Consider the following 19878-nt stretch of genomic DNA (forward strand, 5'->3'; position numbering starts at 1 on the left):
ATGGCAGTGTTTACTAACATTCTTGTTGCTATCGATGGTTCAGAAGCAAGCGATCTGGCGCTGAAGCGGGCTGTCGACGAGGCAAAGGTGTGGAATGCAAAGCTCCATGCCATTTATGTGGTAGAGACCGGCCTTTTCACATCTCTCCCGGCGGACAACACGGTCGAAATCATGTACCGTGTGCTCGAAACCGAGGGAAATGCAGTCCTTGAGAAGGCAAAGAAAGCTGCTGCAACCAGCGGGGTCGCACTTATCACCCATATGAAGCAGGGCCACGCAGGAACGGAAATAATTGGTCTTGCAGAACTGGAGAAGGCAGACCTGATCGTTGCCGGTTCCCATGGGAAAAGCCAGACCGACAAGCTGTTGATCGGAAGTGTCAGTACATACGTCACCGCCCACAGCCCGGTGACGACCATGGTGGTGAGATCATAACCGACATGCTTGTTAAGGATTACATGACCGTGGACGTTGTCCACGTCGATATCCCCGGTAACCGCGATGATGTCCTCAAGATCCTCAAGAGGACGGGCATTTCGGGAGTACCCGTACTGAAAAACAAGAAGCTTGTCGGTATTATTACCCGGAAAGACCTTTTGAGGAAACCCGAAGAGACCCAGCTGGGCCTCCTGATGACCTCAAAACCTGTCACGATCGGGCCCGATGAGGATATCCGGACCGCGGCAAAGCTTCTGGTCTCCCATCATATCCGGAGGCTGCCGGTTGTCGAAGATGGCAAGCTTATCGGCCTGCTCTCTGTTGCCGACCTCATCCATGCGATTGCCCAGCTGAAGATCAAGGAAGAGATCAAGGATGTCTATACCAGCAATACCTTTGCTCTCTGGGAAGAGACCCCCCTCCCGCTGGTGGGACGCGTCATGGAGATCTCCGGTGTGGATGCCATTCCTATCCTGAACGCAGACAGCGTCCTTCTGGGTATCATCTCTGAACGCGACCTGATCCGGAATTCGAGTATCGAGGATTCCGTCGGGGTAAGCGATTTCTCGAACGGTACCGATGACGACGAGTGGACCTGGGAGAGCATCCGGGACAACCACACGATCAGCTTCGGGATCTCCCGGGTCCAGCTGCCCAACCGGCAGGTAAAACTCGCCATGGTCAAAAACGTAGTTGCCGTTCCGAAAAATGCCGAAGTCAGCGAATGTGCATTAAAGATGCGCAGATCCCGTGTTGATCAACTGCCAGTGGTAAACGGCGACAAGCGCCTGGTCGCAATGCTGTACGACCGGGAACTCATTCGTGTTCTTTGCAAAGAAGACACCGAATGATAACCTTTAAATTTCCTGATATCCCCTAATACCATAAACGCTTTTAACATAATTTTTGGCGTTCATTTGTTTTTGAGGTGTAATATGCCTGAACAATACCCGGAGTCCATGAAAGGGACGACCACAGTTGGCCTGGTTTTTGCCGACGGGGTAATCCTCGCGACAGAAAAACGTGCAACCATGGGATACCTGATTGCAAGCAAGCGTGCAAAAAAGGTATACCAGATCGCCGACCGCATTGGCATGACCATTGCGGGAGGTGTGGGTGATGCCCAGCAGCTGGCCCGGATCATCACGGTCGAATGCAACCTGTACCAGATCCGCAGGTCCCGTGCGATCACCGTAGGTGCATCGTCTACCCTGCTCTCGAATTACCTAAACCAGAACCGGTATATGCCCTATTACGTCCAGCTCCTGGTGGGCGGAGTCGACGAGCACGGGCCGAGTGTCTATTCCGTCGATGCCCTTGGCGGGGCAACAAAAGAGAGCGATATTGTTTCCACGGGTTCAGGCTCCCCCATGGCATATGGTGTCCTTGAAGACCGGTACCATGCGGACATGACCGAGGACGAAGCAATCGAACTGGCGATCCGGGCTCTCAAGTCCGCCATGAAACGGGATGCAGGATCCGGCGAAGGCGTACATGTCGTCGTTATAACAAAAGACAAGTTCCAGGAACTTGGCGAGGACGACCTTAAAAAATATCTCCCAAAAATTTCTGCATAATCTTTTTTTAGGACGTTTGGAACATGTTAATCGAAGACCGGCTAAAAGAGCTTAAGGACAAGATCAACGAGAAGGTGCCCGCAGGCATTACCGTACAGCAGGTGGAATTCGAAGGCCCGGAACTGGTTATCTACACCGATGACCCAAAGAAGTTTGCCGATGAAGCAGACCTGATCCGGGTTCTTGCGCGTGACCTGAGGAAAAGGATCGTTGTCCGCCCGACCATTCTCGAAGATCCCGAAAAGGCTGCCGTTGAGATACGGGCGGTTGTTCCTGAATCTTCCGGTATTACCGATATCTTTTTCGATGCAGATACCGGGGAAGTCCTCATTGAAGCGGAGAAACCCGGTGTTGTTATTGGCAAGAACGGTACTACGCTTCGCGATATCACCCGCCATATCGGCTGGACACCCAAGGTCGTCCGTACTCCCCCCATAGAGAGCAGCACGGTCAAGCAGGTCCGGCAGTACCTTCGTTCAGTCAACGAGGACCGCAAGCAGTTCCTGCGTACCATCGGCAGGAGGATCCACCGCGATATCGTTGCGCGTGACGAGACCGGCAATGCCCTCAAGAAGGATCAGTGGGTTCGTGTCACTACGCTCGGCTGCTGCCGGGAAGTAGGGCGTGCAGCATTTCTCCTTACCACCCCGGACAGCCGGGTCCTCATCGATTGCGGGGAGAAACCGGACAATGCCGGGGGAACCCCCTACCTGTACGTACCGGAGATTCACCCCCTTGCCCAGCTCGATGCTGTTGTCCTTACCCATGCCCACCTCGACCACTGTGCCCTCATCCCGCTCCTTTACAAGTACGGGTACGAAGGCCCGGTCTATTCCACCCCGCCCACCCGGGACCTTTCCGCAATGCTCCAGCTGGACTATCTCGATGTCATCAACAAAGAAGGCCGGAAGATCCCCTACAGCTCAAACGAGGTCAAGACCTATATCCGGCATTCCATAACCCTCAATTACGGCAGCGTAACCGATATTGCCCCGGATATCAAGCTCACCTTCCATAATGCCGGCCATATCCTCGGCTCTGCCATTGCCCATTTCCATGTTGGCGACGGCCTGTACAACATCGCCTTTACCGGCGATTTCAACTACAGCAAGAGCCGTCTTTTTAACCCGGCAATCAACCAGTTCCCCCGGCTCGAAACGCTCTTCATGGAGAGCACGTACGGCGGCTCGAACGATTTCCAGCCAGCCCGGTCCGATGCGGAAGAAAAACTCTACGAGACCATCAACGCGGTGCTCTCGCGGGGCGGCAAGGTGATCATTCCGGCATTTGCAGTCGGCCGGTCGCAGGAAGTTATGCTCGCTCTGGAAGAGGGGATGCGCCTTGGCAAGATCCCGCAGGTCAAGATCTACATCGACGGCATGATCCGGGAAGCTACCGCGATCCACACGACCTACCCGGAGTACCTCAATACCGACCTGCGCAACCTCATATTCCGGGAAGGGCACAACCCGTTCCTTGCCGAATGCTTCCAGCAGGTCGATTCGTCCGAAGTCCGGGAAAAAGTAGTCAACGGCGACCCCTGCGTAATCATCTCGACAAGCGGGATGCTCAACGGCGGCCCGATCATGGAATACCTCTTAAGCCTCGCGGAAGACGAGAAGAACGCCCTTGTCTTTGTCGGATACCAGGCAGACGGCACGCTTGGCCGGCGCATCCAGAAAGGATGGCGCGAGGTGCCGATGGGACGCAAAGGTACGATCACCATCAACCTCGAGATCGTGACCGTTGACGGTTTCTCGGGTCACTCGGACCGCCGCCAGCTGATGAATTACATAGGCCAGATCCAGCCGCGGCCGGAAAAAATATTCTGCATCCACGGCGACGAGAACAATACCATCGATCTTGCCAGTTCCATCTACAAGCGGTACCATATCCAGACCCATTCCCCGATGAACCTGGAAACCTACCGCATGTGCTGATCCCATGGCAGAATCACCGGTGCAGATCGCAATCGTGTGCCTTGGCATCTTTGCCACCATGGCGCTCTCGAATGCGATCGTCCCGGTGCTGCCGGCATTTGCCGGTACCTCCGCATGGCAGGGCGCAGTCTATGCTGCATATTTTTTTGGTGCCTTTGTCTCCACGCTTCCGGGAGGTCTTCTCACCGACCGTTACGGGACTCTGCCGGTCATGCGCACGGGACTGGTCCTGACCTTACTCTCCGGTGCGTTTCTTTTTCTTGCCTCTTCTCCGGTCCTTGTTGTTGTCTGCCGGGCAGGTGAAGGAATTGGCACCGGTCTTTTTGTCGCATCTGCCCTTGCCTATGTCAATTCCCGGCCGGATCATGTCCGCATGAGCGGGTACTACATGGCGATGCTCAACCTCGGGCTGGTTCTTGGTCTTCTTCTCTCCGGCTGGCTTGCGGTGTATTTTTCATCACCGGTCGTTGGGATAGGTTTCTTTACCGTATGTACCGCCGTTGCGTTACTGGGGACCGCGGCTGCCGGCAGATCCGGGGATGTGCCGCGAAAAGAGCGGGATGCTGCCAGCGTCTTTTCGTTTATCCGCGGTAATCTCTGGCTCTGGTATTCGGCCGTTGTCCTTGTCGGGATCACCGGTGTTGCATCGTCCCTGTATCCGGACTACTCTAAAATTTCCCCGGACCTTGTTGGATTCTGGATCGCCGCCATGAGCGTCGCCACCATTGTTACGGTCCTTGTGGCATCCCGGATCCGGCGTTTCAGCGGGAGGATTATCCTCGGGTCATCCCTCCTTATGGCAGGTGCGGTTCTGTTTATACCAGTTTCCCCGGTTGCCTTTGTCATCCTCGGTGCCCTTGCCGGCGTTGTTATGATCGCCCAGATGGCATTCCTGGCACAGGTTCCCGGCCGTCAGGGCCTTCTTATGGGCCTGTTCTCTACGGCCAGTTACCTCGGGATGGCCATCCTTCCCTTCCTTGCCGGAATCATCGCAGATTCTGCGGGATTTTTAATGGCATTTGCTTTTGCTGCAATCCTCGGACTGACCGTGGCAGTGGCCACGATCGGCGTGATGTCGTCATCATCCCCCTCGTCGGAATAATCTGACGGGCTAAAAAAACAATACATTCATCTGCGATAAAAGAGAATTTCCGGGTATGCAGAAGAGCGCAAAGGTCGGTTTCCTCCTCATAATTATCCTTATTCTCGTACCTGCGGTAGCAGCAGAAGATCCCCTTGACTGGTATACGAAAGGCACGAATGCTGCCGCAGCGGGAAATTATGCGGATGCAGTTACGTATTACAACCATGCGCTCTCGCTTGACCCCTCCTATGCACTGGCCCTGTCGGGTAAAGCCGTGGCCCTGAATGCGCTGGGACAGTACTCGAATGCACTCGATGCGGCAAACGCTGCCCTCGCAATCCGGACGAGCTCCGATTCCCTCAATGCCCGGGCCTATGCGCTGTACAAACTCGGACGATACAATGAGGCAATTGCAGCGTATCTTAATGTGACCGCTCAGGGAACCCCGAACTCCAAAACCTATTGTATCCTTGCCGATTCGTATGCGAAGACCGGGAGCCCGGATGCAGCGATCAAAGCGTATGCCCAGTGTACAACCATCGACCCCCATAATGCGGATACCTGGAACCAGATTGGCCTCATCTACATGTCGCAGCAGCAGTACAGCAATGCACTCGATGCATTCAACAAAGCTACCAAAGAGACAACTACAAATGCCGAGATCTGGAACAACAAGGGGAAGGCATATGCTGCGCTCGAACAGTACGATGACGCCGCCAATTGTTTCAAAGCGGCACTGTCACTCAGCCCGAATTATGCCGATGCACAGAGCAATCTGAATTCTGTACGAGGGAAAGGGCAGGTCTACCAGTATAATGTTACACCAACCGCTACGGAAGCCCCGTGGGTTCTTGGCGGGGTAAAGACCACGCCCCCGGTCACAATGGTATCTGTGGTCCAGACAACAGCAACGGTCCCGGAAACAACGTCTTCCGGTGCCGCTACCGCCACAGAAACACCGGTTGCAACCGCGACCACGTTTACTCCGCTCTCGCCGTTTTGTGCCCTTGCTGCATTTGTTGTGGCAGGTATTGCCTGTGCCGGTGCAAAGCGCTGGAGAAAATAATTTTTTCACATGCCAACGACATTTTTTATTGTCCGACCCGGGAATATCCCCCCACCCCCTCGGTCCAGGGATGGTTATGAAGTACTGTTTTTCGAACTGTAAGCCTCCAGGATGCCCCGGTAAATCCTGACGGCTTTTTCGAGGGATGTCACGGAGACTCGCTCATCGATCCCGTGCAGGGTCGAGATCTCCCCGGGGCCGTACTCTATGACATTGAACCCGGCCCGCCTCAGGTGGCGTGCATCGCTTGCCGCCCACTGGAGGATGGGAAATACCGCCCCGCCCCATACCTTCTCCACTTCACGGGAAACAATGGCGGTAAAATCTCCCTCCGGATCGGTGAGGGTGGGATCGCTTGTGGTATCGACGTTCACCGTCCCGCTCGGTACATGCCCGTGGATTTCCCTGACAAGTTCCGGGATGCTGCATCCCCAGGGAATCCGCATCTCGAGGCCAAGTGAGCAGTGCCGGGCAATGATGTTGACCTTTTCGCCCCCGGCAATTACCCCGGGATTGAAGGTGATTCGTTCGAGAATCCTGTTTCCGTCCGGTATATGGAACTCATCGGAAAACGCACCCGCGGATGCCGTGATGAGGTTTTGGAGGTTCCCGTCAAGGGGATACCTGCGATCAGAGAGACTTTTTACAAAGGTAAGAAATCCCATCGCTTCCATGATCGCATTGACTCCCACGACCGGGTAGAGCGAACCGTGTCCCGGCGTCCCGGTAAAATCGACCGTAATGCGGCAGAGCCCCTTCTGGCCGATGCAGGGATGGCGTGCCGGCGTGGGTTCGGCAATAAGACAATCGCAGGGGAAAAGCAGGTTCTCCCGGAGCAGGTGCCGGATCCCGTGGTCTCCCCCTGCCTCCTCGTCGCAGACAAACGCGAGATCGGCGGGTAGTTCCCGGCCTTCCTCTACCATGGAATCGCAGGCGGCAAGCATGGCCGCACACCCGCCCTTCATATCGGTCGCTCCCCTGCCCCAGACCGAGCCGTCTTCGATAACGCCCGCATAGGGAGGGTGTGTCCATCCATCCCCGGCCGGCACCACATCGACATGCCCGCAGAAAAGGAGCTTCTTTTTTGGATTTCTGGTGACCAGGTTAGAGCGGCCGCTGCCGGTATCAATGACCAGTGCCGGGATACCCCGGGCGTCTAAAAAGTCCCTGATATACTCGATGACGTCCGCAGTATCCCCCGGGGGGTTCTCGCTTTTTATCGCAACGAGTGCTGCACAGAGCCGGCTGACATCCATGGTACTTCAGGCTTTACAACCGGCAAGGAACGTTGTAAAAAGCCTTGACAGGGATGCGCCCTCGTACAGGCTCTTTAAGAATTCCTGCTCGAAAAATTCGTCAATGATGGCAGTAAGGACGTCCGGTGGGATCTGCTGGCGGCTGTCCGGGTCGAGAACGATCCGGAAACTGCGGTATTCCGCAGGATCCTCAGGGTCATACACCATCTGCCAGAGCGAGGGCAGCCGGGCAAACTTCTCCGGGTGTTTCTCCTTGAGCCAGACGATAAACGCGGGAAACTGCGCACGATCGCCTTTTTTCTCCTCATCAATCCGCCAGCGCATGTATTCGCCCCCGAGGATGTTTTTCGGGGACTGGTAGTTGAACGCATAGATGCTGCAGGTATAATCGATGTGGGCAATGGAATCGAGGAAATAAAAATACAGGGTCTTGTTAAAAAGCGAGGTATCGTGCAGGATCAGGGACTTTTCCCAGAGGTGCCTGAGGGTGGAGAGGTATTCGTTGTCCGTTGTCATACGGTTCTAGTGGATGCCGGAATTGTAAATATATTGTCATGTTCCCCAGAGGGGGTGCGAAAAAAAGGAAACGTGCCTTATTTAAAGAACGGTTCGCGCCGTGCAACGGCTTCCCGGAACAGGGCTTCGAGTTCCGCTCCTTTTTTCCCCCGAATTGCAACATGGTTGTCGGTTCGGAGGAGGCAGGGTTTGAGTTTCCCGTCCGATGTTACCCGGAGCCGGTTGCAGTAGGCACAGAATTCGGTATTGTGCAGCGGCCGTACGATCTCCACCTCGGCACCGTCAAGGCAGTATTTCTTGCGGTGGTGCATACGGCGCGTCAGGATCTGCTCGGAGCGTGCTGCAAGACGGTGCTCCAGGGGATTGAGATCTCCATGATACTCGCAGTCGTTGAAGTGCATCAGTTCGATGAGCTGGAGGACGAGGTTGTGGTTGTTCCGGACATAGGCCAGGAAATCGTCGATCTCGTTGTCGTTGATACCTTCGAGAACCACCATGTTGATCTTGACTGGTGTCAGGCCGACGTTTAAGGCAGCATCGATCCCGGCGAGCACTTCGCCAAGCCGGTCGCTGCCGGTGATCTTTTTGTAGGTTACAGGGTTGAGACTGTCGAGGCTGACGTTTACCCGGCGGAGCCCGGCCGCTTTTAAGTCTGCGGCCATATCGGCAAGAAGGATGCCGTTTGTGGTGATCGATGCCTCGATTCCTTTCGGGACTGCCCGGATGATCTGCAAAATATCCGGCCGGATCAGCGGTTCCCCCCCGGTGAATTTTATATTGCGGATCCCAAACTTTGCGGCAGTCTGCATGATGGCAATGATCTCGTCAGCGCTCATCTCGCTCTCGGGATTCTTTTCTCCTTCGGCGTGGCAGTAGATGCAGGAAAGATTGCAGCGCGAGGTCAGGCTGATCCGCAGGTTCGTTACCGGTCGTCCACAGGGATCCTTGAGCGTCTCTGTCATGGGAAGCGTTCAACCCTTGAAATTCTTTGCAACAATATAAATTTCCGTGCTTCCCTTCCTCGTAGCCTTGGTGTTATAGGTCTTTACGGCAAAGAAATACTCGCGGATCATGCCGAGAAGTTCGGGGAAGTCCTCGCCCTGGAATGATTTTATAATAAAGTTCCCGCCGGGCTTGAGCACATGGCAGGCAAACGTCAGCGCTTCCTCCCCGAGTGCAATGGCCCGGGCCTGGTCGTAGCTCTTGTGGCCCGAGAGTTTGGGGGCTGCATCGCAGACAACAATGCTCACCGTACCGAGCATCTCCTGTGCCTGGCGCTGGATCAGGGGATCTGTCAGATCCCCTTCGATGGTCTCTATTCCTTCAATCGCTGCGATCGGGTTGAGATCGATCCCGAGTACTCGCCCGTCGGTCAGGGTCCGCAGGACCTGGAGCCAGCTGCCCGGGGCTGCCCCGAGATCGATGATGTTATCGTCTCTCCTGATGACCTCGAATTTATTCTGGATCTCGATTAATTTGTACGATGCCCGGGACCGGAATCCCTCGTGTTTTGCCCGTAAATAGACCTTATCCCGCGACCACTGTGACCCCATGAATGTTCTCCCGGATAAAAAAATCCCTGAATCGAACCCAAAACGCTATAATTAAAGTATGACGATATACTGTATAAGACAGTTGTTAAGGGGAACGCGATGTTAAAAGCAACCATTGACGCAGACGTATTCCGGGAGGCCATCGAAGCGATCTCGGCACTTGTTCCTGAGTGCCGGCTGCATACCGCAGAGGACAGCATCTCCACCCGGGCAGTGGATACCGCCAATGTCGCGATGATCGCCCTCACGCTCAAGAAAGAGGCCTTCGACACATTCAAGGCGACAGCGAGCGAACTCGGGGTCGACATCTCAAAGATGAAGAATATTTTTAATATGGGCGGGAAAGGCGATCTCATCAGCCTCGAACTTGCAGACAATGCCCAGAAGATGGCAGTCAGCGTCCACGGCTACCACTATTCCATCACCCTGCTCGACACAAACACCATACGAAAAGATCCCAACTCCCCGACAATCAATCTGCCCGGCAAGATTGTCATATCGGGAGAAGACCTCAACAATGCAATCAAGGCCGCAGCGGTAATCTCCGATAAGATCGCGATGGGGATCAATGCGAAAGACCAGACCTTTTTCATGGTTGCAGAAGGCGACACCGACCATATCCAGCGCGAGTTTGGCAAGGACGAGCTCAAGTCGCTCGTTCCCGCAGACGTGCGGTCGCTCTTCTCCCTTGACTATCTCCGGGACATGGGGAAAGTGATGTCAAAGGCGGCAGAAGTCGAGGTCTGCCTTGGCGTCGACCACCCGGTCCGGTTCTCCTTTGATATTGCGGGCGGCAATGGTCACGTCGAGTACCTGCTCGCCCCCCGGATTGAGGCTGACTGAATGGTCTTTGTGCCCTCCGGCAAGGAACTCTCCCATTTTCCGTTTTTGAAAAAAGCCCAGGAGCCCATCAGGGCCCGGTTTGCATCGCTCGGTTCCCTTCTTTCAACACCAAAAGGACAGGCTCTTGTCGATCTGGCAGTTGCCCGGATTAAGGAAGCCTCGGTCCCGAGGAAAAACCATGTTCCTGCGGTTTGCGATACTCCTGAAGATGAGATCGCGGCCTATGCACTTGCACGGATCGTTGCATCCTGCGTGAACGACCGGCAGCTCATCGACCGTCTCACCCGGTACGAGTCCGAGCGGGCTTATTATTTCCTCGTCGACGAAGAGGAATGGAACAGCGGGTATATGCAGGAAGACGGGGAGTACTCCCGGCTCTGGATGGCTATAGCCGATGAACTGGGCATCAGGATAGAAAAAGACCGGATGCCGGTGCCCGATTATGTGGAGCTTGTCGCTCCGCTGCACGATGACCGGTTCCGGCTCATTAACCGGCGTGTGGAGCAGGGTTTTGTTACGGTGAACAAGAACGAACGGTACGAACTTTTGCGGGAGCGTGTCCGGGTGATGCTGCGCCGTGACCTCCCCCACCGGGTACCAAAAGAGATCTGCGAGCAGCTTGCCCCGCGGGCCGCGGAGATCAAGGCCGCGTACCAGGAACAGATGCTGCGGCAGTTTGGCAAGGTCGAGGAAGGCGCGTTTCCTCCCTGCATACAGGCACTTATCACCGCGCTGGCCGCAGGAGTCAATCTCACGCATCCTGGCCGTTTCTCGCTTACGGCATTCCTCCACAATATCGGGATGGACACGTCCGGCATTGCCGCGCTCTACGCCCGTTCGCCCGATTTCGATATCGAAAAGACCATGTACCAGGTCGAGCACATCACCGGTCGTGGCGGCACCTCGACCGAATATACAACGCCGGCCTGCGCCGCTATGCAGACCACGGGGCTCTGCGTCCACCGCGACCATATCTGCGAGAAGGTCAGTCACCCCTTAAGTTATTACAAAGTAAAAAAGTCCCTTCCCCACAAACCCGCACCGGCAAAACCGCAGGCCCCCAAAAAAGAAGCGGAATGACCGGGTCCCGGCCGGTCTCGCGGTTTTCTTTTTTGTAAATTATCAGAATCGTTCCGGAATGTCAGGACTCCCGGATTTTTCCAGTACTTAACCTTACAGTTCAGCTGTAACTTTACAGATTGTCTGTAAAGTTACAGACAATGTCCGTCGGAAGAGGTGGGAAAATTATGAGAAAAACCGGATCGGTTGGTGGACTTTTTTTTCAAACCGGATCTTCCGCAGGTTTTGCGATCCGGCAGATGTGCGATCCAGCGGGCTGATGTCCAGCTTTTAGGGATCTGATTAAAAAAGACAAAAAGGTATATTTCCCGTTCAGGCAATCTGCTCGTTTACCTTATAGCCTGCAATGGCAAGGAACAGGATAAAGACGACAATTGCGATCAGGTATGCTGCCCCGACAGCTTCCTTCATGACCAGCGGAAGTACTGCCAATAAGACGGTCAGGATAATGAACCCGGCAACGCCGATAATAACATCCAGCAGACGTGCGTCCATCCCGTTCATATTTGCGCTGTTCTCATATATGCATATCTTCGCGACCGTCATACTGATGAGGAAAACCGGCATATAACCCAGTATGGAACGTTCCGCTGCATGTGCCCTCCTCTCCCGGTATGTCCGTGAACCGGGTCTTACCAGACACTGCCTTGCAACCGGTGCCGTCATGAAAGCGCTTGCCGTCCATCTTGGCAGCGATCCGGAAACGTGGGAGACAATCGGCATTCTTCATGATATCGACTTCGAGCTTATCGGAGGCGACATGGAGCAGCATGGGATAAAAGGGGAAATGATCCTTCTTGCGGAAGGGATCGATCCGACGATTGCCTCCGTGGTAAAAAGGCACAACCATCATCTCTTTGCCGGGACCTATACGGAACCTGTCGATATCGCATTGCAGGCCGCAGACAGCGCATCGGGCCTGATTACGGCATGTGCGCTCGTCAAAGGCGGGAGGTTGTCGGACGTGACCGTAAAGACCGTGACAAAAAAGGCAAAAGAGAAGTCGTTTGCCGCGGGGTGCGACCGGACGCGCATCGCCCCCATCGAATCGCTCCTGCCCATTCCGGAGTTCTATGCAACCGCCCTCGGGGGGCTTCTGGAGATCCGCGGCGAGCTGGATCTCTCCTGATTTTTTTTGTGAAAGGACATAAGTACCCTGTGGACAACAGAGGTACCTGACAGTTATGATCAGCCCGGAACAGCAGAGGGCAGACGTGCTCTCCCGGCTCTCGCAGGCAGTAAATCTTCTGGAAGAATCGATGGATTTTCGGCTTGCAGCCGGCGCTCCTGCAAACATCGGCTATGCAATCCGCGGTGCACGCGACAACACCGGCGTTGCATCGGTATCCGGCGGACTTCTTGTACAGGATACCAGGGTGCGTGCCGCAGGATCCTGCGGGTTTAGTGCCGACGGGGAGATGGCGAGAGTGGTCCTCTCCGCAATGAAGTTCGACCCGGAGATGCGCTGTGCGGCAACGATCCGGTATGCGGCCCGGATCCAGGATGTGCTTGAGGATATGTTCCTTGAATGCTGCACGGTGGATCGGAACAGGCAGGCCCCGGGCGTCAGCACCATGGACTGGGGTATTGCATCCTGCTGCAGGGATGGCGTTCCGGAAGCTGTCATCGATCCGGGTGCCGCTCCAGAAAAAGCGGCAATCCACCTGTTTGGGGAAACCCCCGGGGATGTTGCGGGGAATATTATTATGTTGTCGAACCGCATTATACGTATAGAACTTTAGAGGAATATTCCATGGGAATAAAGCCGTCATATATTAAGACCATCGGGACCACCCTCCTTGCCAAGCAGCGGGAGAACTTTTCGAACAGCTTTGACGCAAACAAACAGCAGCTCGGTTCCTCCGCGTCCATCCAGAGCAAACGCGTACGAAATCGTGTCGCCGGGTATATAACAAGAAAAATTAATACAAAGAGACATGCATAACCGTAGGTTATGTTCAATGGTGTCCTACCCGCAATTATAACCCCTTTTAAACGTAATTCCGCGACGGACCTTGACATCCAGGGTCTTGAACGAAATATCCGTTACCTGCTTTCCTGCGGTATCCACGGCATTGTACCGTGCGGTTCGACCGGGGAATCGGCAACGCTCTCCATTAAGGAACACGAGAGGGTTGTCAGTGCCACGATCGATACCGTTAACGGGAAGATTCCGGTTCTCGCAGGAACGGGTTCGAACAACACAGCGGAAGCAGTCATCCTCACCAAGGCGGCCAAGGACACCGGCGCGGATGGCGTGCTCGTCATCAGCCCGTATTACAACAAGCCCAACCGCGCAGGGCTTATCAGGCACTACACAAAACTTGCGGACCTCGATATCCCGCTCGTCATCTACAACGTGCCCGGCCGCACGGGGCAGAATCTCGAACCGGACCTGATCGCAGAGCTCGCGCAGCACCCGAACATTGTCGGGATAAAGGAAGCGAGCGGCAATATCGGCCAGGTGTCAAGAATCATCGAGATGACGCAGGACGAGGACTTTGCCGTGATCTCCGGTGACGACAACCTCACGCTCCCGATCATGGCGCTCGGAGGTACTGGCGTGATCTCGGTTGCGGCAAATGTCGATCCCCGGCGCATGGTCGCGATGTGCGAGGCTGTGGAAAAAGGCGACTGGAAAAAGGCGCTCTCCCTGCACTATGCCCTCTCACCGCTCTTCCGTTCGATGTTCATCGATACGAACCCCATACCGGTCAAAAAGGCCGTGGAGCTGGTGGGCATGGCCGGCGGCCCGGTCAGACTTCCGCTTGCCGACCTTGATGGGAAGAAGACTGCCGAACTCAAAAAAGTGCTCGCCACTATCCCGACAGGAAAGAAAACGGGATCGGCCGGCCCGGTAAAACCCGCAAAAAAGCCGGCAGTAAAGAAGAGCCGGCGGTGACCCGGTCATGGTAAAAGTTGTTGTCTGCGGCGCATCAGGCCGCATGGGCCAGACCATCGGAAGGATGGTCCATGAGTCCAAAGACCTCGAACTGGTCGGGGGTATCGATCTCCGCCCGGGAACCTTTTTCGGGGCGGAGATCGTGGCATCGCAGGATATCGGCGATCTGCTTGCCCGCAAAAAACCCGATGTCCTGATCGACTTTACGATTGCCCAGGCCGCTGTGGGAAACGTTAAGGCCGCGGCAAAGCACAATGTCGCCGTTGTCGTGGGAACGACCGGCTTTACCCCCGAACAGCGCAGGGAGATGGCCGCTGCAATTGAGGGCAATATCCCGGCGGTAATTTCGAGCAATTTCTCGGTAGGGGTCAATATCTTCTGGCAGCTGGTGCGGGAGGCGGGAAAACTGCTCGCTGACTACGATATCGAGGTGATCGAGGCGCACCACCGGAACAAGAAGGATGCACCGAGCGGCACGGCAAAGACGATCCTCCAGATCCTTGACGAGGAAGTGGGGGAACGCAGGAAGCTCTACGGGCGGGAGGGCATGATGGAACGCGGCAACGAGATCGGCGTCCATGTGATCCGGGGCGGCGATATCGTGGGCGATCATTCGGTCATGTTCTCGAAGAACTTCGAGACAATCGAGCTCTCCCACCGGGCGTACGACCGCTCGGTCTTTGCAAGCGGGGCACTACGGGCGGCATGCTGGGTCGCCGGGAAGGAACCGGGCATCTATGGCATGAACGATGTCCTCGGTCTTGTCCCGAAAAATCCGAAAGCCTGATGCCGTTTGTACAAATCGAAACCTATTTTTTGTCTTTGGCCGCATAATAACGATGGAGTGAATAGTTTGGTTGCCGTTATTGATACGACAAAATGTACCGGTTGCGAAACCTGTGTAAGCGAATGCCCGGCCTCTGCGATATCCATGGATAACGAGAAGGCCAAGGTAGACAAGGACATGTGTGTGGACTGCGAGACCTGCGTGGATGCCTGCCCGTCAGAAGCTATCCACATGGAATAATCTTTTCACGTACCGTCCGTTTTACCAGCCTTTTTTCTTGTTGATCCCGCAGAATCTGCGGCAATGTCAATTGTTTTTGGCTCTTACGTGTTTTAGCTTGGCCTTTTTTTGCAAACCGTAATGGTTATTATAGGGATATTTTAGGGAAACCCCGGTTTTATGGAATCCTTATCTGCAATTTATTCAGGGCGTTTTAATAAACGGTACGCATCGGAAAACAATGTTTTTATCATCACAGGTGAAATGGGATTTTACAACCCGCCATTATCTGGAATAACGGGAAAGACAAAACTACACAAAAACAGGACCTGTCACTTATGATCAATGTAGGAGTGCTCGGAGCTACGGGCGCGGTTGGTCAGCGATTTGTCGAACTTCTGGCGGATCACCCATGGTTCAACCTGACAACACTCGCGGCCTCGGAACGCAGTGCGGGAAAACCCTACGGGGACGTGGTAAACTGGCGCCTTGAAACGCCGTTCCCGGAAAAAATTGCCAAGATCAAGATAAAAAATATTACTCCGTCGGCGATGAAGGACGTGGATCTTGTTTTCTCGGCTCTCCCGGCGGAGATAGCCCTGGACGTTGAGAACAAGTTTGCCGATGCGGGCATTGCCGTCTGCAGCAACGCGAGTTCCCACCGTATGGAGCCAACCATCCCCCTCGTAGTGCCTGAAGTCAACCCGGAGCACCTGGGCCTGATCGATGTCCAGCGGGATGCCGGCAGGGACGGTTTTATCGTGACCAATCCGAACTGCTCCACGATCATGATGGTCACCGCTCTTGCACCGCTGCGGAAGTTCAAATTCACCGATATCCGCGTTGCTACAATGCAGGCGATCTCGGGAGCAGGTTTTGCCGGTGTTGCTGCAATGGCGATCTACGATAATGTCATCCCGTACATCAGCAAGGAAGAGGAGAAGATGGAGTCCGAGACCCTCAAGATCATGGGAACCCTGAAAGGGAAAAAAGTGGCAAACGCTCCTTTCCGGGTGAGCGCGAGCTGCCACCGGGTTCCGGTTATCGACGGACACACGATGGCGGTCTGGGTGGATATCAAGGAATCCCTCGATAAAGTTGAGAAAGCCTACCGGGATTACAAACCTCCCATCAAGGGCCTCCCTACCCAGCCAAAGGAGTCCGTCCACCTCTTCGCAGACGAACCGGACCGTCCCCAGCCGCGTCTCGACCGGATGCGGGGCAATGGTATGACGGTCTCTGTCGGACGCCTGCGCCCCGGCCTCCGCTTTATCGCGATGGGCCACAACACGATCCGCGGTGCAGCGGGTGCAAGTGTGCTGAATGCAGAACTCATAACAAAGAAGAAGTACCTGTGATCGTTTATGGAACCGACAGTACAACCGACAAAGGAAAACACCGTGTTTGTGGGGAACAAGCCGGTGATGAACTACGTGCTTGCGGTAGTTACGCAGTTCAATAACGGGGCCAGCGAGGTGGCAATCAAGGCGCGGGGAAAAGCAATCTCCCGCGCTGTGGATACGGCAGAGATCTCCCTGAACCGGTTCCTTGAGGGGGTAACAAAGAAAGATATTGTTATCTCTACCGAGATCATCGATACGGATTCCGGCAAGACCAATGTGTCGAGTATCGAGATCACCCTGGCCTCCCACAAATAATTTTTTTCTTTCTTTTTAAAAAAACCGTAAACCATTTAACTGGTTCCTTCGAACTTATACTGCCATGAGACGATGTGCTGTCGCACTGCTCTGCCTGATCCTTGCAGGTCTTTTTATGGTACCTGTTACTGCGGCAAACGACGAGCGGTACGGGTACATCACGGTTGAGTCGGTGCAGGTGCAGCTCCAGAACGATACGGCACTGGTCGATGTGCACTATTCCGTGGACGAAGGGACGCGGATTATCTTCTTTTTACTGGGAAAGCAGGATCTGAAAAACAAACTGCTCAAGATCCTTAATTACGATGATGCAGAGATCCGCCACCTTGATCTCTCCAGCGCTGAAATGGTAGTCCCGGAAGCATCCTACTCATATGGGAATGGAATCTACTGGTATCCCTCCCACCGGTTCAATGTGGTGATCCCGAAGCTTACGGTTGTATCTCCGCAGGTCGTGAGAAACTATACCAATACCAACGTCTTCCCGGAGGGTGTTGGGTATTTTGAGAACCGGCCTCCTGCCGGGCAGCCGGGTTCTCCTGACTTTCCTGATGGGGACACCGCTCCTGAAAACAGTACCTAAAATAGGTTTCACGCGGATTTTGAATCTCTCGCTATAAGGTAATTATCGGAATTCCCAGGTGCAGGATTGTTTTACCGTACCTTTTGTTCGGTTCTGCCGTTTGTTTCTTGGGAACAAGGTGTCAGTAACAGGTACACCCAGGTTCTGTGACCGTTCGGGCGGGTGCCGGTGCGCACAAAAGACCCTCGCAGGGGAACACCGCGGCAAGATTTGGCGGAGAAAAAAGTGACGAAGGCTGAAGGAAAAATCCTTCAGATTGTCTCGATGATAGCTTCTTTTTCCTGTGCGGCCTGCCGCTTTGCCAGGATATACTGGATGATAACGCCCGCGATCGCGCATCCCAGACCTGCCAGCGTCGAATACGTAATGTACGCCCCGCCAGCCCCGGCTTTAATGGGAAAGTCCGGGACACTGTTCACGGCAAGGATATACGCGCTCGCCCCGTACAGGATGAGCCCGATCGCGGTCACAAAGAAGGGGAAGACAACCACTTTTGGCAGGTTCTCCCGCTCGTTGAAATAGACATCAATGATAACCCCGATGGAAGTCACCAGGCCTGCAACGATCAGCCACATGATCGCACCGTACAGGAAACTCATTACATACAGGAGGACTCCCATACTGTCGTCCGATGCGTAATATTTAAGGACTGTGAGAAAACCGATGGTAAACCCGATGACCACGAGGACAATGGTGGTCGAGTACGTAACAAAGGAAAACTTTCCCCGGGACATCGAGGCACGGAGTGCGTTTATAATCCCGTGGATGAACTCGTCCAGCCCGAACCCTTTGTAGAGCAGGTACATCCCGATGACACCGATAACGATGATGGTTGCCGTGCCCGGGTAGCCGAGGATAAATGCGCTTGCATACAGAAGCATTGCAAGGCCCAGCGGCACAAAGACGACCCGCGAGATTTTGGGATCGTCGAGGAGTTTTTTAAGGATATAATACGTGCCTTCGAGGTTGGGCATCTGGTTGACGATCACGCGCCTGATACTTGCCACGGGTAACCGTGACTGGATGATCGGAACAACATATTCGTCTTCCGCCCCATCGGACACAAGAATACAGCTGGTGGGCTGCGTCTCCTTGACGACATCATCAAGGGTCGCTGCGATCTTCCGGTCGCCTTCTATCATGTGGAGGTGGTTGCCCGCGATCACGGCAACAACGGCGTCCTCTCCTTTTGCGATAAGCTCGTCATAGATTTTTACCGCAGAAAAGATCGCGTTGACATCGGAGTCTTCAGGATCGGCCAAAGCAAGCGTATCTGCAGCATTCAGGCACGCCTGCCTTCCGACGACCGGGCTCTCGATCTTGGCTTTCCACCCGATGTCGTCATCCCGGTCAACACTCAAAACGAGCGTCCGCCCTTCTGTCATTGGTACAATAAAATCGCCGTAAATCTATTAAATAATAACCCGGGCAGGCATTCGAATAGTTTCAGAAACGTGTGCCGCGGTCTGTTTTTTTAAAAATAAAAAAAACGTATTGGGAAAAATCAGATAAGTTTTGAACGCTGGAGTAGCAGGAGATCGTCCGTTGTCAGTTTTTCGCCTGCACGGAAGTTCTTGAAGAGGTTCTCGGCTTCCTGCCGGACCGCCTTCTGCTCCTTGGTTACCTTGACCTTTTTCGTCTTCTTGCGCAGGCCGGAGATGACCTTGTCATAGTCGCGCAGTTCTTTCTGGCAGGCAATAAACGCCTTGTGCTCGGCATCTGCAGATTCCTGTGCCTCGACAAAACTCTTGTGGGCTGCATCTGCCGCTTCGCGCGACTTGTCAGCCTTGCGGTAGGACTCTACCATCAGGTCGTGGTGTTTCTGGGCGAGTTCGGCAAGCTCGGTTACTTTCGCGTGGAGATCGGATGCCTGTTTGCGGAAATCACGGGCTGATGTGATCTTCGTGCGCATCTCCTTGTTCTGCTCCAGCTCGGCTTCCTGCTCCTTGACCTGGCCCTTCATCTGCTTGATCTTTTCGATCAGCTCGCGTTCCTTATCGGTGGTAAAAACCTCTGTCTGCTGGCGGTACTCCATGTACTCGATCTGCTTCTGGAGTTCCTTGATCCCGCGATTTTTGAGGTTCCCGTGTTCTTTCTTGAAGGCCTCGATATCTTCGAACAGGACATTTGCCTGGCTGTTGAGCTCGTTACGCTCTCCCTTGAGGGTGATGACTTCCTGGTTGTATTTGTCCCTCAGGTCCTTGTTTTTCTGGGCCTCTTCCACGAACTCCCGGGTCTGGTTGTTGAGTGAGTTGCGCTCCCTCGCGGACTTGCTTGCCGTTGCGTTGAGCTCGTTTCTCTTATTCTTATGCTGTTCGGAATCGGTGAGAACTTTCTTTCTCTTTTCCATGATGTCATTCAACATGCGTTACCACT

At 54.4% G+C, this 19878-nt stretch carries 24 protein-coding genes; 17 read left to right on the forward strand and 7 right to left on the reverse strand.

The window, feature by feature from the left end; translation table 11 throughout:
- Positions 1 to 6: 6 nt before the first annotated feature.
- From BP758_RS01150 to BP758_RS01175, 6 genes are all read left to right on the forward strand, one after another.
- Positions 7 to 435 (forward strand): universal stress protein, encoded by a 429-nt coding sequence (locus tag BP758_RS01150; RefSeq protein WP_292369941.1) that lies wholly within the window; start codon positions 7 to 9, stop codon positions 433 to 435.
- 5 nt (positions 436 to 440) lie between these two features.
- Complete coding sequence (locus tag BP758_RS01155) at positions 441 to 1289, forward strand: CBS domain-containing protein (protein ID WP_292367890.1); 849 nt, start codon at positions 441 to 443, stop codon at positions 1287 to 1289.
- A gap of 84 nt (positions 1290 to 1373) precedes the next feature.
- On the forward strand, positions 1374 to 2015 hold the full coding sequence (psmB, locus tag BP758_RS01160; protein WP_292367892.1) for an archaeal proteasome endopeptidase complex subunit beta: 642 nt from the start codon (positions 1374 to 1376) through the stop codon (positions 2013 to 2015).
- A gap of 23 nt (positions 2016 to 2038) precedes the next feature.
- Positions 2039 to 3955: a beta-CASP ribonuclease aCPSF1 gene (locus BP758_RS01165; protein ID WP_292367894.1), complete on the forward strand. Its 1917-nt coding sequence runs from the start codon at positions 2039 to 2041 to the stop codon at positions 3953 to 3955.
- Between the two features lie 4 nt (positions 3956 to 3959).
- Positions 3960 to 5057: an MFS transporter gene (locus BP758_RS01170; RefSeq protein ID WP_292367897.1), complete on the forward strand. Its 1098-nt coding sequence runs from the start codon at positions 3960 to 3962 to the stop codon at positions 5055 to 5057.
- A gap of 55 nt (positions 5058 to 5112) precedes the next feature.
- Positions 5113 to 6105 carry a tetratricopeptide repeat protein gene (locus BP758_RS01175; protein WP_292367899.1) on the forward strand — a complete coding sequence of 331 codons (993 nt, stop codon included), beginning with the start codon at positions 5113 to 5115 and terminating at the stop codon, positions 6103 to 6105.
- 74 nt (positions 6106 to 6179) lie between these two features.
- Here BP758_RS01175 and BP758_RS01180 read toward each other — a convergent pair whose 3' ends face one another.
- The 4 genes from BP758_RS01180 to BP758_RS01195 all read right to left on the reverse strand — a co-directional run bounded on the left by BP758_RS01180 (position 6180) and on the right by BP758_RS01195 (position 9430).
- A complete protein-coding gene (locus BP758_RS01180; RefSeq protein ID WP_292367901.1) occupies positions 6180 to 7361 on the reverse strand; it encodes a M20 family metallopeptidase in 1182 nt (393 codons plus the stop codon).
- A gap of 6 nt (positions 7362 to 7367) precedes the next feature.
- The gene (locus BP758_RS01185; protein ID WP_292367903.1) at positions 7368 to 7877 is read right to left on the reverse strand and encodes a hypothetical protein; all 510 of its coding nucleotides are present in this window, start codon (positions 7875 to 7877) and stop codon (positions 7368 to 7370) included.
- A gap of 77 nt (positions 7878 to 7954) precedes the next feature.
- Positions 7955 to 8839: a GTP 3',8-cyclase MoaA gene (gene moaA, locus BP758_RS01190; RefSeq protein ID WP_292367905.1), complete on the reverse strand. Its 885-nt coding sequence runs from the start codon at positions 8837 to 8839 to the stop codon at positions 7955 to 7957.
- A 9-nt stretch (positions 8840 to 8848) separates the two neighbouring features.
- Positions 8849 to 9430, reverse strand: coding sequence for an RlmE family RNA methyltransferase (locus tag BP758_RS01195; RefSeq protein ID WP_292367907.1), 582 nt, complete (start codon positions 9428 to 9430; stop codon positions 8849 to 8851).
- A 99-nt stretch (positions 9431 to 9529) separates the two neighbouring features.
- Here BP758_RS01195 and BP758_RS01200 point away from each other — a divergent pair, with 99 nt between their 5' ends.
- Both BP758_RS01200 and priL read left to right on the forward strand, forming a co-directional pair.
- On the forward strand, positions 9530 to 10273 hold the full coding sequence (locus tag BP758_RS01200) for a DNA polymerase sliding clamp (RefSeq protein WP_292367909.1): 744 nt from the start codon (positions 9530 to 9532) through the stop codon (positions 10271 to 10273).
- Positions 10274 to 11353 carry a DNA primase regulatory subunit PriL gene (gene priL, locus BP758_RS01205; RefSeq protein ID WP_292367911.1) on the forward strand — a complete coding sequence of 360 codons (1080 nt, stop codon included), beginning with the start codon at positions 10274 to 10276 and terminating at the stop codon, positions 11351 to 11353.
- Positions 11354 to 11665: 312 nt separating this feature from the next.
- Here priL and BP758_RS01210 read toward each other — a convergent pair whose 3' ends face one another.
- Positions 11666 to 11848 carry a hypothetical protein gene (locus BP758_RS01210; RefSeq protein ID WP_292367913.1) on the reverse strand — a complete coding sequence of 61 codons (183 nt, stop codon included), beginning with the start codon at positions 11846 to 11848 and terminating at the stop codon, positions 11666 to 11668.
- Positions 11849 to 11930: 82 nt separating this feature from the next.
- Between BP758_RS01210 and BP758_RS01215 the strand changes: the two genes are divergently transcribed.
- The 9 genes from BP758_RS01215 to BP758_RS01255 all read left to right on the forward strand — a co-directional run bounded on the left by BP758_RS01215 (position 11931) and on the right by BP758_RS01255 (position 17502).
- Positions 11931 to 12482: an HDIG domain-containing metalloprotein gene (locus tag BP758_RS01215; RefSeq protein WP_292367915.1), complete on the forward strand. Its 552-nt coding sequence runs from the start codon at positions 11931 to 11933 to the stop codon at positions 12480 to 12482.
- Between the two features lie 55 nt (positions 12483 to 12537).
- The gene (locus BP758_RS01220) at positions 12538 to 13095 is read left to right on the forward strand and encodes a thiamine-phosphate synthase family protein (protein ID WP_292367917.1); all 558 of its coding nucleotides are present in this window, start codon (positions 12538 to 12540) and stop codon (positions 13093 to 13095) included.
- 11 nt (positions 13096 to 13106) lie between these two features.
- Positions 13107 to 13298, forward strand: a complete 192-nt coding sequence (locus BP758_RS01225) for a 30S ribosomal protein S17e (RefSeq protein ID WP_292367919.1) — start codon at positions 13107 to 13109, stop codon at positions 13296 to 13298.
- Positions 13299 to 13307: 9 nt separating this feature from the next.
- On the forward strand, positions 13308 to 14255 hold the full coding sequence (dapA, locus tag BP758_RS01230; RefSeq protein ID WP_292367921.1) for a 4-hydroxy-tetrahydrodipicolinate synthase: 948 nt from the start codon (positions 13308 to 13310) through the stop codon (positions 14253 to 14255).
- Positions 14256 to 14262: 7 nt separating this feature from the next.
- Entirely contained in the window at positions 14263 to 15042 is a 780-nt protein-coding gene (gene dapB / locus BP758_RS01235) for a 4-hydroxy-tetrahydrodipicolinate reductase (RefSeq protein WP_292367923.1), read from the forward strand.
- A gap of 66 nt (positions 15043 to 15108) precedes the next feature.
- Complete coding sequence (locus BP758_RS01240; protein ID WP_292367925.1) at positions 15109 to 15282, forward strand: 4Fe-4S binding protein; 174 nt, start codon at positions 15109 to 15111, stop codon at positions 15280 to 15282.
- 317 nt (positions 15283 to 15599) lie between these two features.
- Complete coding sequence (gene asd, locus BP758_RS01245) at positions 15600 to 16619, forward strand: aspartate-semialdehyde dehydrogenase (protein WP_292367926.1); 1020 nt, start codon at positions 15600 to 15602, stop codon at positions 16617 to 16619.
- 6 nt (positions 16620 to 16625) lie between these two features.
- Entirely contained in the window at positions 16626 to 16919 is a 294-nt protein-coding gene (albA, locus tag BP758_RS01250; RefSeq protein WP_292367928.1) for a DNA-binding protein Alba, read from the forward strand.
- Positions 16920 to 16983: 64 nt separating this feature from the next.
- Entirely contained in the window at positions 16984 to 17502 is a 519-nt protein-coding gene (locus BP758_RS01255; protein ID WP_292367930.1) for a hypothetical protein, read from the forward strand.
- 251 nt (positions 17503 to 17753) lie between these two features.
- Here the strand turns inward: BP758_RS01255 and BP758_RS01260 are convergent, their stop codons facing one another.
- Together BP758_RS01260 and BP758_RS01265 are read right to left on the reverse strand one after the other, a co-directional pair.
- Entirely contained in the window at positions 17754 to 18887 is a 1134-nt protein-coding gene (locus BP758_RS01260; protein WP_292367932.1) for a DUF373 family protein, read from the reverse strand.
- A 119-nt stretch (positions 18888 to 19006) separates the two neighbouring features.
- Complete coding sequence (locus tag BP758_RS01265) at positions 19007 to 19867, reverse strand: coiled-coil protein (protein ID WP_292367934.1); 861 nt, start codon at positions 19865 to 19867, stop codon at positions 19007 to 19009.
- Positions 19868 to 19878 lie beyond the last annotated feature (11 nt).

The organism is Methanoregula sp. UBA64 (assembly GCF_002502735.1).
Lineage (GTDB): Archaea > Halobacteriota > Methanomicrobia > Methanomicrobiales > Methanospirillaceae > Methanoregula.

What these genes read in the sequence shown, in the direction of transcription:
- BP758_RS01155 (WP_292367890.1), top strand. Translation starts at nt 441, where the DNA reads ATGCTTGTTAAGGATTACATGACCGTGGACGTTGTCCACGTCGATATC.
- psmB (WP_292367892.1), top strand. Translation starts at nt 1,374, where the DNA reads ATGCCTGAACAATACCCGGAGTCCATGAAAGGGACGACCACAGTTGGC.
- BP758_RS01165 (WP_292367894.1), top strand. Translation starts at nt 2,039, where the DNA reads ATGTTAATCGAAGACCGGCTAAAAGAGCTTAAGGACAAGATCAACGAG.
- BP758_RS01170 (WP_292367897.1), top strand. Translation starts at nt 3,960, where the DNA reads ATGGCAGAATCACCGGTGCAGATCGCAATCGTGTGCCTTGGCATCTTT.
- BP758_RS01175 (WP_292367899.1), top strand. Translation starts at nt 5,113, where the DNA reads ATGCAGAAGAGCGCAAAGGTCGGTTTCCTCCTCATAATTATCCTTATT.
- BP758_RS01180 (WP_292367901.1), bottom strand. Translation starts at nt 7,361, where the DNA reads ATGGATGTCAGCCGGCTCTGTGCAGCACTCGTTGCGATAAAAAGCGAG.
- BP758_RS01185 (WP_292367903.1), bottom strand. Translation starts at nt 7,877, where the DNA reads ATGACAACGGACAACGAATACCTCTCCACCCTCAGGCACCTCTGGGAA.
- moaA (WP_292367905.1), bottom strand. Translation starts at nt 8,839, where the DNA reads ATGACAGAGACGCTCAAGGATCCCTGTGGACGACCGGTAACGAACCTG.
- BP758_RS01195 (WP_292367907.1), bottom strand. Translation starts at nt 9,430, where the DNA reads ATGGGGTCACAGTGGTCGCGGGATAAGGTCTATTTACGGGCAAAACAC.
- BP758_RS01200 (WP_292367909.1), top strand. Translation starts at nt 9,530, where the DNA reads ATGTTAAAAGCAACCATTGACGCAGACGTATTCCGGGAGGCCATCGAA.
- priL (WP_292367911.1), top strand. Translation starts at nt 10,274, where the DNA reads ATGGTCTTTGTGCCCTCCGGCAAGGAACTCTCCCATTTTCCGTTTTTG.
- BP758_RS01210 (WP_292367913.1), bottom strand. Translation starts at nt 11,848, where the DNA reads ATGGACGCACGTCTGCTGGATGTTATTATCGGCGTTGCCGGGTTCATT.
- BP758_RS01215 (WP_292367915.1), top strand. Translation starts at nt 11,931, where the DNA reads ATGGAACGTTCCGCTGCATGTGCCCTCCTCTCCCGGTATGTCCGTGAA.
- BP758_RS01220 (WP_292367917.1), top strand. Translation starts at nt 12,538, where the DNA reads ATGATCAGCCCGGAACAGCAGAGGGCAGACGTGCTCTCCCGGCTCTCG.
- BP758_RS01225 (WP_292367919.1), top strand. Translation starts at nt 13,107, where the DNA reads ATGGGAATAAAGCCGTCATATATTAAGACCATCGGGACCACCCTCCTT.
- dapA (WP_292367921.1), top strand. Translation starts at nt 13,308, where the DNA reads ATGTTCAATGGTGTCCTACCCGCAATTATAACCCCTTTTAAACGTAAT.
- dapB (WP_292367923.1), top strand. Translation starts at nt 14,263, where the DNA reads ATGGTAAAAGTTGTTGTCTGCGGCGCATCAGGCCGCATGGGCCAGACC.
- asd (WP_292367926.1), top strand. Translation starts at nt 15,600, where the DNA reads ATGATCAATGTAGGAGTGCTCGGAGCTACGGGCGCGGTTGGTCAGCGA.
- albA (WP_292367928.1), top strand. Translation starts at nt 16,626, where the DNA reads ATGGAACCGACAGTACAACCGACAAAGGAAAACACCGTGTTTGTGGGG.
- BP758_RS01255 (WP_292367930.1), top strand. Translation starts at nt 16,984, where the DNA reads ATGAGACGATGTGCTGTCGCACTGCTCTGCCTGATCCTTGCAGGTCTT.
- BP758_RS01260 (WP_292367932.1), bottom strand. Translation starts at nt 18,887, where the DNA reads ATGACAGAAGGGCGGACGCTCGTTTTGAGTGTTGACCGGGATGACGAC.
- BP758_RS01265 (WP_292367934.1), bottom strand. Translation starts at nt 19,867, where the DNA reads ATGTTGAATGACATCATGGAAAAGAGAAAGAAAGTTCTCACCGATTCC.